Genomic DNA, 12,201 nt, shown 5'->3' on the forward strand with positions numbered 1-12,201 from the left:
ACGGCATGCGCGGAGAAAGCGGAGAGAACCGGGTCCTGCTGGTCTTCGACGGCGACTGCGCCTTCTGCCAGACGTGCGTGAACGCCGGGCACCGGTTCCTGCCGTACATGCCCGCCGTGCGGGCGTGGCAGGGCCTCGACCTCGGCGCGGCGGGCCTGACCCGCGAGGAGGTCGAGACGTCCGTGCAGCTCCTGGGCCCGCACGGGCTGCGCGCCCACGGCGCGCGCGCCGTCGCGCTGCTCCTCGCCCTGCAGCCGCCCGGGGCCTGGCGCGCGGCCGGCCGGGTGATGCTGACCCCGCCGGTGAGCTGGCTCGCGGAGGCGGGCTACCGGCTGGTCTCCCGCTACCGCCACCTGCTGCCCGGCTCCATCACCTGCGGCACGTCATGACCTCCGCTTTGCCGGAAGTGGGAACGAACGACACCGGCAAGTGTCCGGAAGACGGCATACCCCGCGCCTGACGGGAGCGCCACCATTGCGGCATGACAGCAGTGGTGGAGACCGAAGGACTGACGAAGTTCTACGGTGCGAGACGAGGCCTCGAGGACCTCACCCTCGAAATCCGGCCGGGCGAGGTCTTCGGCTATCTGGGCCCCAACGGCGCAGGCAAGACGACGACGATCCGGCTGCTCCTCGACGTGATCCGGCCGACGTCCGGCCGGGCGACCGTCCTCGGCGCCGACACCCGCGATCCGCGCGTACGCGCCCGGATCGGCTACCTCCCGGGCGAGCTGGCCCTGGAGGGCAGGGAGCGGGCCCGCGACTACCTGCGGTTCCTCGCCGACGTGCGCGGCGGGGTGAGCCGCGGCAGGATCGGCGAACTGGCCGAGCGGCTCGACGCCGACCTGTCGGTCAGGATGGGCGAGCTGTCGAAGGGCAACAAGCAGAAGGTCGGGCTCATCCAGGCGTTCATGCACGAGCCCGAGCTGCTCATCCTGGACGAGCCGACGAGCGGACTCGACCCGCTGGTGCAGCAGGAGTTCCTGGCCATGGTGCGGGAGGCGCGCACGGCCGGCCACACGATCCTGATGTCGTCGCACGTGCTCGCCGAGGTGGAGCACGTGGCCGACCGGGTGGGCATCGTGCGCGCGGGCCGCCTCGTCGCGGTCGAGGACATCGCCGCACTGCGCGAGCGGGCCGTACGGCACGTGGAGCTCCACTTCGACGCGCCGGTCCCGAAGGAGTCGTTCGAGGGGCTCCCGGGCGTACGCGACGTGGTCGTCCAGGGGGCGAGCCTGCGCTGCACGATCGACGGCAGGCCCGACGCGCTGATCAAGGCGGCGGCCCGTTACACGGTGGTCCACATGGTCAGCGCGGAGCCGGACCTCGAGGAGATCTTCCTGACCTACTACAGCGAGGAGGAGGGCCGCCATGCCCACGCTGGTGCGTAAGAGCCTCGGGGAGTACCGCCGCGCCCTCATCGGGTGGACGGTCGGGCTGTGCGCGTTCCTCGGGATGTACATCTCGATCTACGCGAGCATGATGAACGACCCCGAGACGTTCAGCAAGCAGGCCATCGCCAAATATCCCGGCGCGCTCAGGGACCTCATGGGCGGCATGGCCGACATCGCGACCGGGCGCGGCTACCTGCAGGCGGTCGCCTACCAGCTCCTCGGCCCGCTGCTGTTCACCATGTGCGCCGCGATCCTCGGCAACCGGGCCATCGCCGGCCCGGAGGAGGCCAAGACGCTGGAGCTCACGCTGACGCTGCCGATCGACCGCAGACGGCTGCTCCTGGAGCGCTGGGCCGCGCTGGCGCTCGGCCTGCTCGGGGTGGCGCTGGTGACGCTGGCCGTCGCCGCCGGGGCCTCGTCCGCCGCCGGCATGGACGTGCCGTTCGGCAGCATCCTCGCCGCCCACACCGGACTGTTCCTGCTCGTGTTGTTCTTCGGGACGCTGACGCTGAGCGTGGGCGCGGCCTTCGGGCGCAAGCAGGTCGCGCTCGCCGTGGTCGGCGTCTGGGGCGTCGCCGGGTACATCGTGGAGACCATGGGCAAGAGCATCGACGCGATCTCCTGGCTGCGCTGGCTCTCGCCCGTCCACTACTACCTCGACGGACGCCCGCTTTACCAGGGCTGGCCGTACGGTGACTACCTTGTGCTGCTGGGTGCGACGGCCGTCCTGCTCATGACGGCGCTGCTCGCCTTCGAACGGCGTGACGTAGGAGTCTGATGGACAGCGTTCTCGCTCGCGTGAGCGAGGCGACCGGGGTGCCCGCCGACTTACTCGGCGGGTTCCTGTCGGTTCTGGCCGCGTCGGCCGCCACCGGCAGGCTGCCCGGCCGCGCCGACATGGACGGCCTGCGCGAGTGCGGCGCCCTCGCCGCCGAGCGCGGCATCCCGCTGCGGGTGCTCACCGACGCCTGCCTGCGTGCCGCCGAGATCACCGCCGGCGGGGCCTTCGGCGCCGTACGCCGCGGCATGGCCGCCTACATGGAGGGATACGAGGAGGCCCAGCGCGCCGCCCTCCGGCAGGAGGAGGAGGCCCGCCGCCTGTTCGTCGACGACCTGTTGCAGGGCAGGGCGGACGCCGAGCGGGCCGAGCACTTCGGCCTGCGGCTCGCCGGGGCGTACGTCGTGACCGTGGCCAGGCCGGACGCCCCGGTGGCGGCGGGCGACCCGCTGGCCGCGAGGATCGAGCAGGCGCTGGTGGCGAGGTTCGGCTCGCACAACATCCTGGTCGCCGTCCGCGACGGCCTGCTGGTGTGCGTGGCCCCGGGCGCGCTGACCGCCGCGAGCGGCGAGTTCACCCACCACGTACGCGCCGCGCTCACGCTCACGGACTGGCGGGTGGGGGTGGGCCGCCCCCACCAGGGCCCCGGCGGCATAGTCACCTCCTACCGGGAGGCGGTCAACGCGATCGACCTCGGCGAGCGGCTCGGCCTGCGGGCCCAGGTGCTGAAGGCGGCCGACCTGCTGGTCTTCCCGGTGCTGCTGCGGGACAGGGAGGCGATCGTGGACCTCGTCTCCACCGTGCTCGGGCCGCTGACCTCCGCCCGCGGCGGCCCCGAGCCGCTGCTGGAGACGCTGGAGGCGATCTTCGCCTCCCAGGGCAACCACACGGCGGCGGCGCGCAGGCTCGGCGTCAGCACCCGGGCGATCACCTACCGGCTGGAGCGGATCAGGCGGCTGACCGGCTTCTCGCCGAGCGATCCCACGCAACGGTTCACACTGGAGACGGCCGTGCTCGGGGCCCGCCTCCTGGAGTGGCCGGCCCACCCTCTGGTCTGATCGGAACGTCCCCGCCACTTCGAAGGCACAGGCCTCCACCCCGACGTGGCGGACCGTGCCCGGGCCTTCGCCCGCGAGGTGCGCACCGACGGCGCCGGGACCGCCGCGCGGCGGCTGATCGCCATGGCCGCAGAGCGGACGTTCAGGGGATGAGCAGCAGCTTGCCGGTCGTCCGCCTGCCTTCCAGGTCGTCGTGGGCGCGCCGGGCCTCGGCGAGCGGATAGCGCTGGGAGACGTGCACCTTCAGCGCGCCGGAGGCCACCCAGCCGAGCAGGTCGTTCGCCCGCGACAGCAACTCCTCTCGGGTGGCCGTGTAGTGCGCGAGCGTGGGCCGGGTCAGGAACAGCGAGCCGCCCGCGTTGAGCCGCTGCGGGTCGAACGGCGGGACGGCGCCGCTGGCCGCGCCGTACAGCGCCATCATGCCGCGCGGCCGCAGCGACGCGAGGGACCCGTCGAACGTGGCGGCGCCGACCCCGTCGTAGACGGCGTGCACCCCGGCGCCGTCGGTGATCTCCTTGACGGCCTCGGAGAAGCCCTCGTAGCCGACGACCTCGTCGGCGCCCGCCTGCCGGGCGAGCTTCTCCTTCTCGGCGCTGGAGACCGTGCCGATCACGCGGGCGCCGCGGAGCTTGGCCATCTGGACGAGCAGCAGGCCCATGCCGCCGGCCGCCGCGTGCACGAGCACGTCGTCGCCCGACCGGATCGCGTACGTGGAGTGGGTCAGGTAGTGCGCCGTCAGCCCCTGGAGCAGCACCGCCGCGGCCAGGTCGGGTGACAGCCCCTCGGGCAGCCGGACCACCTTCTCCGCCGGGACCACGGCCTTGGTCGCGTACGAGCCCATCACGCTGGCCCAGGCGACGCGGTCGCCGGGCACGATGTCGGTCACCCCGGGTCCGACGGCCGTGACCGTGCCCGCGCCCTCGTTGCCCAGCACCAGCGGGAGCGGCATCGGGTAGCGGCCCTCGCGGTGGTAGACGTCGATGAAGTTGACGCCCGTCGCCGCCACCTCGACCAGCACCTCACCGGGGCCGGGCTCGGGGTCGGGCCGCTCGGCGTACTCCAGCACCGAGGAATCACCGTAAGCGGGGACGACGATGGCATGCATGCGCAACTCCTGTTTTCGGGCTCGGTTCCTGTGGTCCCCAACCTGCCGGGCCGTCTCCGTTGTTCCCGGGCCCGGTGCGGCGGGCCTCAGAAGCCGGTAAGAGTGATCTTTCCGATCGCGGTGCCCGATTCGAGGATCCGGTGGGCCTCGCGGAGGTTGGCGGCGTTGACCGGGCCGAGGTCCAGGTTGGCGGTGGTCGTGAGGACCCCGGCGTCCACCAGCCGTGCGACCCGGTCGAGGATGCGGTGCTGGTTCACCTGGTGCGGGGTCCGGAACAGCGAGTGGGTGAACATGAGCTCCCAGTGGAACGCGATGCTCTTCGGCTTGAGCACGCCGATGTCGAGGGAGTCGTGGTCGTCGATGGCGACGATCCGGCCGAAGGGGGTGAGCGCCTCGGCGTAGGCCGCGAGGTTGCGGTCGGTGCCGGTCGTGCTGAAGACGTGATCCACGCCGCCGGGCGCGACCTCGGCCAGTTGCTTGACCAGCGGTTCCCGGTGGTCCACGACGTGGTGGGCGCCCATCCGGCGGGCGAACTCCACCGTCTCGGGCCGGGAGGCCGTGCCGATGACGGTGAGCCCGGTCAGGGCGCGGGCGAGCTGCACGACGATGGAGCCGACGCCGCCCGCGGCCGCGGTCACCAGCAGCGTTCCGGTCTGGTCGAGCGCGTCGCCGCGCAGGCCCAGCCGCTCGAACAGGCCCTCCCAGGCCGTGAGGGAGGTCAGCGGCAGCGCGGCGGCCTCGGTGAAGGACAGCGTGGCGGGCTTGTGGCCGACGATGCGCTCGTCCACCACGTGGAAGCGGGAGTTCGCGCCGGGCCGGTCGATCGCACCGGCGTAGTAGACCTCGTCGCCGACCTCGAACAGCTCCACCTCGTCGCCCACAGCGACCACGGTGCCCGCGGCGTCCCAGCCGAGCACCTTGGGCTCGCCGCCCGGATCGCTGTTGCGCCGGACCTTGTAGTCCACCGGGTTCACGGCGACGGCCTCCACCCGGACCAGCAGATCACGCGGGCCGGGTCGCGGCACCGGCAGCTCCACGTCCAGGAGGCTTTCCGGGTCGTCGACGGGAAGGCTGCGCCGGAAGGCGACGGCGGGCATGGTCCCGCTCTGGTTCTCGCTCATGTCTGTCCCTCGTGCTTCATGGATTCCACGCCGGGCCGTACGGCTCGGCGGCATGGCGTGCACGGTATCCACCGACGCCTGGTTACCCGCAAGGGATACGAGTACCCATCGGGAACCATCGAGGTAGAAGGGCTAGTCCGAGCCGGGGAAGCGGTCGATGTTGCGCTCCACCCACGTCCGCAGGTGGGCGAGCGGGACGTTGGCGTCCCGGCCGAGCGGGGTGAGGCTGTATTCCACGCGCAGCGGCACCTCCGGATACACGTCGCGGTCGACGAGGCCGTGGTCCTCCAGGCGGCGCAGGGTCTGGGTGAGCACCTTGGGGCTGACGCCCTGGAGCCGGGCGCGCAGCGCGCCGAAACGCTGCGGCCCGTCCTCCAGGGCGCCCAGGGCCAGCGCGCTCCACTTGTTGGCCAGCAGGTCGAGCATGTTGCGGCACGGGCAGGCGGCAGAGTAGACGTCCTTGGGGTCGTCGCAGACGGCGTTCATGGCGTGCATGCTGCGACGATACCCAAAGGGAACTTGGGTCCGCGGAGTGACCGGCGCCGGCTCACGGCACCGGCTCACATGGGGGCGCGGGAGACCAGCCGGCGCAGCAGCGGCAGGTCGACGCTCTCCAGCGTCGGCACCGCCGTCACACCGCTGACCGCGCCTGAGGAGCCGACCACGATGACGGCGCACCCGGCGGACCGGGCCGAGGCGACGCCGGTCGGGCTGTCCTCGACCGCCACGCACGCGGCCGGGTCGACGCCGAGCCGTGCCGCGGCGGCCAGGTACGGATCGGGCGCGGGCTTGTTCCTGGCGCTGTCCCCGGCGGCCACCGACAGCCGGAAGCGGTGCCCGCCGACGGTCTCGAGCACGAGGTCGACGACCGGCCGGGGGGACGCGCTGACCAGCCCGGCCGGGATCCCGGCCGCGCGCAGGGCCTCCAGCAGCGCGACCGCGCCGGGGAGCGTGGTCACCCCGTTCTCGAGCCGCCGGGTGAACGCGTCCGTCAGCATGGTCTCGACGGCCGGCGCCCCGGGGCCCCCGGTGGTGTCCAGAGCGGCGGTGATGTGCAGGGCGGCGTCCTCGACCGACAGGCCGAACAATGCCTCCCGGTCGGCCTCCCCGAGAGGGGAGCCCAGGCCGTCCGCGACCTCCACGCAGGCGTCCCACCACAGGTCCTCGGTGTCCACCAGCGTGCCGTCCATGTCGAACAGGACCGCCGCCGGGCGCTCCCTAGACGACATCGGGTTCGGGGACCGCCGCCGCGGCTCCGGTCTCCGAACGGGCCGACACGAGCACGGGCCGCTCGACCAGCCCGACCCGTACGGCGCTGCCGGGCGCGAAGCGCGCCGAGTCGTGGCCGGGGACGTCGGCGAGCACCTCGGTGCCGTCGCCCAGGCGGACCCGCAGACGGGCGGTGGAGCCGCGGAACGACGACACCATGACGATCCCGTCGCCCTCGGCGCCGGATGAGGCGGCGGGCGTGACCAGCACGGCCTCCGGCCGCACCAGCACGTCCGCCTGGGCGGTGCCCGGCGCCCGGCCCTCCACGGGCAGCGTCTGCCCGAGGACGGTGACCCGGTCGCCCGACACCAGGCCGGGCAGGTGGTTCATCGCGCCGACGAACTCGGCGACGAACGGCGTCGCCGGCCGGTCGTACAGTGTGGCGGGGTCGGCGACCTGCTCCAGGCGGCCGTCGCGCAGCACGGCGACCCGGTCGGCCATCGACAGCGCCTCCTCCTGGTCGTGCGTCACGAAGATCGTCGTGATGCCGAGGGAGAGCTGCAGGCGGCGGATCTCCTCCCGCAGCGTGACCCGCACCTTGGCGTCGAGCGCCGACAGCGGCTCGTCCAGCAGCAGCACCCTGGGCTCCAGGGCGAGGGCGCGGGCCAGCGCCACGCGCTGCTGCTGGCCGCCGGACAGCTGGTGGGGGTAGCGGTCGCCGACCGAGGGCAGGCCGACCAGCTCGAGCAGCTCCTGCGCGCGGGCGTGCCGCCTGGCGGCGGGCACCTTGCGCACCCGCATGCCGAAGCCGACGTTGTCCCGCGCGTTGAGGTTGGGGAAGAGGCTGTAGGACTGGAAGACCATGCCGGCGTCGCGCCGGTTGGCCGGCACGCGCGTGATGTCGGCGCCGTCCACCAGCACTTCGCCCTCGTCGGGCTGCTCGAAGCCGGCCAGGCAGCGCAGCGCGGTGGTCTTGCCGCACCCCGACGGGCCGAGCAGCGCGATCAGCTCGCCGGGCTCCACCGCGAGGTCGAGCCCGTCCAGCGCGACCGTGCTGCCGAACCGCCGCCGCAGGCCGCGGAACTCGACCCGGGCGCCGTTCATGATCCACTCCTTTGCCTCGCACCGGCGGACGACAGGGCGAGCAGCAGCAGCCAGGTGATCAGCAGGCTGAACACCGAGACGGCCACCGACACCTGCGCCTGTGAGCCGGAGATCCGGTAGATCCAGTTGGGGAAGGTCTCGAAGCTGAGCAGCCGGGCGATCGTGAACTCCCCGAGCACCAGCGCCAGCGTGAGGAACGACGCGCTCGCCATCGCCGACCGCATGTTGGGGATGATCACCCGCAGCAGCACGTGGGGCCACGAGGCCCCGAGGTTCCTGGCCGCCTCCGACAGCGTGCGCACGTCGATCGCGCCCAGGCCCGCGTCGAGCGAGCGGTAGGCGAACGGCAGCGCCAGCACGACGTAGGCGAGCACGAGCACCACCGGGAAATCCGGGTTCTGCACCGCGATGATCGTCTGGTAGAACGGCGTGCTCGCCAGGTAGTCGGGCCCCCAGCGCAGCACCGTGCTGATCCCGGCCACGAACGTGATCGGGGGCACCACCAACGGCAGCGTGCAGACCACCTCGAGCACCGGCCGCAGCCCCGGCGCGCCGAGCCGTACGGCCACGGCGGCGGGCAGCGTCAGCAGCAGCACGAGCACGATCGTGGCGACGCCGAGCCCGAGCGACAGCAGGAGGCTGCCGCCGAAGCCCTCGGCCGAGAAGATCTGGCCGTACGCGTCGAGCGAGAAGCCCTGGCCGGGCACCTTCACCGTGAAGACGAACGACGCGATCAGCGGGACGAGGAAGTAGACGGCGGCGAGCACGAGGACCACCCCGCGCCACACCCGGGGACGCCGCGGCCTGCCGCCGCGCGGGGACGCCGCCCCAGGAGTGACCTGTGCGGTGACTTGGGGAGTCAGCGAAGCCATCGGGCGCTCCTTCGCTGCAGCGGGAGGTAGACGGCCATGACCAGGCCCGCGACCACGATCATGTCGAGGCTGAGGGCGAGCGCGACGTTCTCGTGGCCGATCAGGACGTTGCCGGTGAGCGCGTCGGCGATCTTCAGCGTGACCAGCGGGACGGTGGACCCGACCATGGCCTGCGCCGTGGCGTAGGCCGAGAACGCGCCGCCGAACAGCAGCACGACCCCGCCGAGCAGCGCGGGGGTCAGCACCGGAACACCGACGTACCGCCAGAACTGCCAGGTGCTCGCGCCGTTGTTCTGCGCGGCCTCACGCCACTGCGGGCGCAGCCCGTCGAGCGCGGGCACGACCGTGAGGACCTGGAGGGGGATGGAGAAGTACAGGTAGACCAGGGTGAGACCCCAGAAGTTGTACAAGCTCCACCCGTGGCCGCCGAGCCCGAGCGAGGTGGTGACGACGCCCGAGTTGCCCAGCGTGGCGATCCAGGCGAAGGCCAGCGGCACGCCGCCGAAGTTCGCCAGCACGCCGGAGGCGGTCAGCACCGCCTCGCGCAGCGCATGGAACCTGGAGGTCACCACGGCCTGGGCGAGGAAGGTGCCGAGCACCCCGCCCAGCACCGCCACGAGCGCCGAGATCTTGACGCTCCCGAGCAGGGCGGTCAGGTACGCGCCCTGGAGCGACTCGGTGAGATTGGCGGTGCTGAAGGTGCCCTCCTTGGTGAACGTGCCACCGAGGAGGACCAGCATCGGCACGCCGAAGACGATGGCGACGAAGACCAGCAGCGGCACGGCCGCCCACCGGCTCTTCGACCGCGTACGGCTGTCGCGCACGATCTCAGCCCGAGACCGCCGCGCCCCACCCGCTCGCCAGGACCTCCTTGGCCTTGTTGACCTGGTCGGGAGTGGGGAAGGAGGGGGTGCCCTCGACCTTGGGGAGCTGGGCGACCATGGCGGCGTCCGCGCTGCCGTCCTGCTGCATGGAGGGCAGCAGCACCGGGCGGGCGTAGCCCTTCAGCCACAGGTTCTGGCCCTCGGGGCTGTAGAGGAACTCCTGCCAGAGGCGGGCGGCGGCGGGGTGCGGCGCCCACTTGTTGATCGCCTGGGCGTAGAAGTTGGCGTACTGGCCGTCCGCGGGAATGGCGATCTTCCACTCGACGCCCTTGGAGGAGAACTCCTTGGCGTAGCTCGCCTGCAGGTAGTCCCAGTCGAGGGTGACCGGGGTCTCGCCCTTCTCGACCGTGGCGGGGGTGGCCTCGACCGGGTTGAAGTTGCCGTTCTGCTTCAGCTTCTTGAAGAAGTCGATGCCGGGCTGGATGTCGTCGAACGAGCCCTGGTTGGCGAGCGCGGCGGCGTACACGCCGGCGAAGGCGGCGCCGGCCTTGGTCGGGTCGCCGTTGAGCGCGACCATCCCCTTGTATTCGGGCTTGAGCAGGTCGGCGAAGGTCTGGGGACAGGTCTTGACCCGCTTGGCGTCGCAGCCGATGGAGATGTAGCCGCCGTAGTCGTAGTACCAGGCGCCGCTCGCGTCCTTCTGGCCGTCGGGGATCTTGTCCCAGCTCTGCACCTTGTAGGGCGCGAACAGGCCCTCCTGGGCGCCGCTCAGCGCGAAGGCGCTGCCGAGGTCGAGCACGTCGGGGGCGCGGCCCTGGCCCTTGAGCGTCTTGACCGCGTTGATCTCGTCCTGGCTGGAGCCGTCGGGGTTGTCATTGGTGATCTTGATGCCGTACTTGGCCTCGAACGCCTTGATGACCTCGCCGTAGTTGGCCCAGTCCGGCGGCAGCGCGATGGTGTTGAGCTGCCCTTCCTTCTTGGCGGCCTCCACCAGCTTGTCCAGCCCGCCGAAGTCCTGGGCGGAGGTCGCGGAGGCTGCCTTGGAATCACCCGATCCCGAGCCGCCGCCGGCGGTCGTGGGGGCGGCGCCACATGCCGCGATCACTGAGGTGGTTATCGTGAGCGCGGCCACGAGGCCGGCGGTACGTGTGGACAACGGTCCCTCCCACTATGGTGCGTGGATCGAACTTAGGCGAACTTGTACAAACAAGCCAGAGCTAGTAAGTCGCATATCGATGTCAGTCGCGTGAACGGAAGGGCTCAGCACGATGGCGCGCTACGAACAGATCGCGAGTGACCTTCGGGACGCCATCGTCAGGGGGGACTATCGGATAGGCGCTCAGCTCCCCTCCGAGGCTGAGCTGGCCTTACGCTACTCGGCGGCGCGCGGGACCGTCCGCCAGGCCGTCGCCCTGCTCGCCGCGGAGGGGCTGGTCGGGTCCCGGCAGGGCGCGCGGCGCATCGTGCTCGGCAGCGAGCGCAGCCAGAGCTTCGCCGAGTTGCACAGCTTCGCCCAGTGGGCCCGGTCGATGGGCTACCGCGCCAGCGGCACAGTGCTGTCCTCGCATCGCCGCCCGTGCTCGCCCTCGGAGGCCGTACGGCTGTCGCTGGAGCCGGGGGAGGAGGTGCTCGACGTGCTGCGGCTGCGGCGGCTCGACGGCGATCCGGTGCTGGTCGAGCGCACCGTCTACGCCGGCTGGATCGCCCCCGCCGTCGAGCGGCTCGACCCCGACTGCGAGTCGGTGACCCAGGAGCTCTACGAGTCGGTCGGCCTGGTCTTCGCGTACGGCGAGCACCTGATCGACGCGGTGGCGGCCGGCAGCGAGGACGCCCGGCTGCTCGGCGTGCGGCGGGGCAGCCCCCTGCTGCGCCAGCGCCGCGTCACCACCACCCAGGAGGGCCGGCCCGTCGAGTCCTCCGACGACCGCTATCGCGCCGGGAGCGTGACCTTCAGCATCCGCAACTCCACCGCCGCCAACCCCCTCGTCCGCCGCGCCGGCGACTGACCAGGACGGTCAGGGCAGGAAGGAGCGGGCGAGTCTCACGGCTTCCGGCAGCGAATCGGCTTCCCCCGTCGAGTCGTTCCAGGTCGCCTCGACCCGGAACCCTCCACTGGGCAGCGGCACGAGCCGAAGCTCCCCCAGTGACGTGTCGCGAACATCCCGGTAAAGGCGCAGGGTGCCATGGCTGACGTAGGGAAACAGGGCGCGAAGCCGCTCGTCGGAATGGGCCGCGTTCAGCAGTGGCCGGACGTGAACGAGTTCGGGATGTCCAAGAAGCTCGTCCCACTGAGTGGGGATCGGGTCACCCCGTTCGAAGGCAAGAGCCAGCGCGTTCGTGTGCATGAAGGGGAAGCGGTGCACCAGCTCGTCCAGGGTCGCGCCCTTGCGCCAGGCGTCCGCGACCCCGGTGACCGCCGCCAGGTCGTCGGTGGCGCCGCTTGCCCACACGTGGCCCAGGTGCGAGATCCTGATGGAGAAGAAGCGCTTTTCGGCGCCGAGGAGGATCGCTATCCTGCCCCGATCGGAACTCATCGTGGCGCTGACGAAACGCGCTGGGCCGACGTCGGTCTCGATTCGGCCCAGATCCCATCGGCCGCGGGACGCCAGGCGGCGCATCGCCGACGCGAGGCCGCCGTCCCGCAGGAGATCCGGATAAAGGCTCCCGTTGACGACGCCGGCTATTCCGTCGTCCGGATCTTTTCTTTTCTCCGCCACTCGGCATCGTCCCTTCCACC

The 12,201-nt window shown here is 71.8% G+C and carries 14 protein-coding genes; 5 read left to right on the forward strand and 9 right to left on the reverse strand.

What is annotated here, in order from left to right:
* The first annotated feature begins 5 nt into the window (after window positions 1-5).
* The 4 genes from ABZ860_RS11965 (at window position 6) to ABZ860_RS11980 (ending at window position 3,229) form a co-directional block, all read left to right on the forward strand.
* Entirely contained in the window at window positions 6-389 is a 384-nt protein-coding gene (locus tag ABZ860_RS11965; protein ID WP_357218621.1) for a DCC1-like thiol-disulfide oxidoreductase family protein, read from the forward strand.
* Window positions 390-481: 92 nt separating this feature from the next.
* Window positions 482-1,390 carry an ABC transporter ATP-binding protein gene (locus ABZ860_RS11970; RefSeq protein WP_357218623.1) on the forward strand — a complete coding sequence of 303 codons (909 nt, stop codon included), beginning with the start codon at window positions 482-484 and terminating at the stop codon, window positions 1,388-1,390.
* Window positions 1,371-2,171 carry an ABC transporter permease subunit gene (locus ABZ860_RS11975; protein ID WP_357218626.1) on the forward strand — a complete coding sequence of 267 codons (801 nt, stop codon included), beginning with the start codon at window positions 1,371-1,373 and terminating at the stop codon, window positions 2,169-2,171. Before ABZ860_RS11970 ends, ABZ860_RS11975 begins: the two co-directional genes overlap by 20 nt.
* A complete protein-coding gene (locus tag ABZ860_RS11980) occupies window positions 2,171-3,229 on the forward strand; it encodes a helix-turn-helix domain-containing protein (protein WP_357218628.1) in 1,059 nt (352 codons plus the stop codon). The genes ABZ860_RS11975 and ABZ860_RS11980 overlap by 1 nt, the downstream gene beginning before the upstream one ends.
* A 142-nt stretch (window positions 3,230-3,371) precedes the next feature.
* On the opposite strand, the gene ABZ860_RS11985 is transcribed toward ABZ860_RS11980, so the two are convergent.
* From ABZ860_RS11985 to ABZ860_RS12020, 8 genes are all read right to left on the reverse strand, one after another.
* Window positions 3,372-4,334 carry a quinone oxidoreductase gene (locus tag ABZ860_RS11985; RefSeq protein ID WP_357218631.1) on the reverse strand — a complete coding sequence of 321 codons (963 nt, stop codon included), beginning with the start codon at window positions 4,332-4,334 and terminating at the stop codon, window positions 3,372-3,374.
* Between the two features lie 86 nt (window positions 4,335-4,420).
* The gene (locus ABZ860_RS11990; RefSeq protein ID WP_357218632.1) at window positions 4,421-5,455 is read right to left on the reverse strand and encodes a zinc-binding alcohol dehydrogenase family protein; all 1,035 of its coding nucleotides are present in this window, start codon (window positions 5,453-5,455) and stop codon (window positions 4,421-4,423) included.
* Window positions 5,456-5,587: 132 nt separating this feature from the next.
* Complete coding sequence (locus ABZ860_RS11995) at window positions 5,588-5,950, reverse strand: helix-turn-helix domain-containing protein (RefSeq protein ID WP_357218635.1); 363 nt, start codon at window positions 5,948-5,950, stop codon at window positions 5,588-5,590.
* A gap of 65 nt (window positions 5,951-6,015) precedes the next feature.
* Window positions 6,016-6,684 carry an HAD family phosphatase gene (locus ABZ860_RS12000; protein ID WP_357218638.1) on the reverse strand — a complete coding sequence of 223 codons (669 nt, stop codon included), beginning with the start codon at window positions 6,682-6,684 and terminating at the stop codon, window positions 6,016-6,018.
* The gene (locus ABZ860_RS12005; RefSeq protein WP_357218640.1) at window positions 6,674-7,768 is read right to left on the reverse strand and encodes an ABC transporter ATP-binding protein; all 1,095 of its coding nucleotides are present in this window, start codon (window positions 7,766-7,768) and stop codon (window positions 6,674-6,676) included. Before ABZ860_RS12005 ends, ABZ860_RS12000 begins: the two co-directional genes overlap by 11 nt.
* Window positions 7,765-8,640 (reverse strand): ABC transporter permease subunit, encoded by an 876-nt coding sequence (locus tag ABZ860_RS12010; protein ID WP_357218643.1) that lies wholly within the window; start codon window positions 8,638-8,640, stop codon window positions 7,765-7,767. The genes ABZ860_RS12005 and ABZ860_RS12010 overlap by 4 nt, the downstream gene beginning before the upstream one ends.
* Window positions 8,628-9,464: an ABC transporter permease subunit gene (locus ABZ860_RS12015; protein ID WP_357218645.1), complete on the reverse strand. Its 837-nt coding sequence runs from the start codon at window positions 9,462-9,464 to the stop codon at window positions 8,628-8,630. The genes ABZ860_RS12010 and ABZ860_RS12015 overlap by 13 nt, the downstream gene beginning before the upstream one ends.
* 4 nt (window positions 9,465-9,468) lie before the next feature.
* Entirely contained in the window at window positions 9,469-10,620 is a 1,152-nt protein-coding gene (locus tag ABZ860_RS12020) for an extracellular solute-binding protein (RefSeq protein ID WP_357218647.1), read from the reverse strand.
* 112 nt (window positions 10,621-10,732) lie between these two features.
* Here ABZ860_RS12020 and ABZ860_RS12025 point away from each other — a divergent pair, with 112 nt between their 5' ends.
* Window positions 10,733-11,470: a GntR family transcriptional regulator gene (locus ABZ860_RS12025; RefSeq protein ID WP_357218650.1), complete on the forward strand. Its 738-nt coding sequence runs from the start codon at window positions 10,733-10,735 to the stop codon at window positions 11,468-11,470.
* 9 nt (window positions 11,471-11,479) lie between these two features.
* Here ABZ860_RS12025 and ABZ860_RS12030 read toward each other — a convergent pair whose 3' ends face one another.
* Window positions 11,480-12,181, reverse strand: a complete 702-nt coding sequence (locus tag ABZ860_RS12030) for a DUF6193 family natural product biosynthesis protein (RefSeq protein ID WP_357218652.1) — start codon at window positions 12,179-12,181, stop codon at window positions 11,480-11,482.
* Between the last annotated feature and the right edge of the window lie 20 nt (window positions 12,182-12,201).

It is taken from the genome of Microbispora sp. NPDC046973, from assembly GCF_040644495.1.
Classification (GTDB): domain Bacteria; phylum Actinomycetota; class Actinomycetes; order Streptosporangiales; family Streptosporangiaceae; genus Microbispora.

Excerpts from the sequence above, each read along its gene's own strand:
- ABZ860_RS12010 (WP_357218643.1), bottom strand. The coding sequence starts at position 8,640 with ATGGCTTCGCTGACTCCCCAAGTCACCGCACAGGTCACTCCTGGGGCG.
- ABZ860_RS11995 (WP_357218635.1), bottom strand. The coding sequence starts at position 5,950 with ATGCACGCCATGAACGCCGTCTGCGACGACCCCAAGGACGTCTACTCT.
- ABZ860_RS11965 (WP_357218621.1), top strand. The coding sequence starts at position 6 with ATGCGCGGAGAAAGCGGAGAGAACCGGGTCCTGCTGGTCTTCGACGGC.
- ABZ860_RS11970 (WP_357218623.1), top strand. The coding sequence starts at position 482 with ATGACAGCAGTGGTGGAGACCGAAGGACTGACGAAGTTCTACGGTGCG.
- ABZ860_RS11985 (WP_357218631.1), bottom strand. The coding sequence starts at position 4,334 with ATGCATGCCATCGTCGTCCCCGCTTACGGTGATTCCTCGGTGCTGGAG.
- ABZ860_RS12025 (WP_357218650.1), top strand. The coding sequence starts at position 10,733 with ATGGCGCGCTACGAACAGATCGCGAGTGACCTTCGGGACGCCATCGTC.
- ABZ860_RS11990 (WP_357218632.1), bottom strand. The coding sequence starts at position 5,455 with ATGAGCGAGAACCAGAGCGGGACCATGCCCGCCGTCGCCTTCCGGCGC.
- ABZ860_RS12005 (WP_357218640.1), bottom strand. The coding sequence starts at position 7,768 with ATGAACGGCGCCCGGGTCGAGTTCCGCGGCCTGCGGCGGCGGTTCGGC.
- ABZ860_RS11975 (WP_357218626.1), top strand. The coding sequence starts at position 1,371 with ATGCCCACGCTGGTGCGTAAGAGCCTCGGGGAGTACCGCCGCGCCCTC.
- ABZ860_RS12000 (WP_357218638.1), bottom strand. The coding sequence starts at position 6,684 with ATGTCGTCTAGGGAGCGCCCGGCGGCGGTCCTGTTCGACATGGACGGC.
- ABZ860_RS11980 (WP_357218628.1), top strand. The coding sequence starts at position 2,171 with ATGGACAGCGTTCTCGCTCGCGTGAGCGAGGCGACCGGGGTGCCCGCC.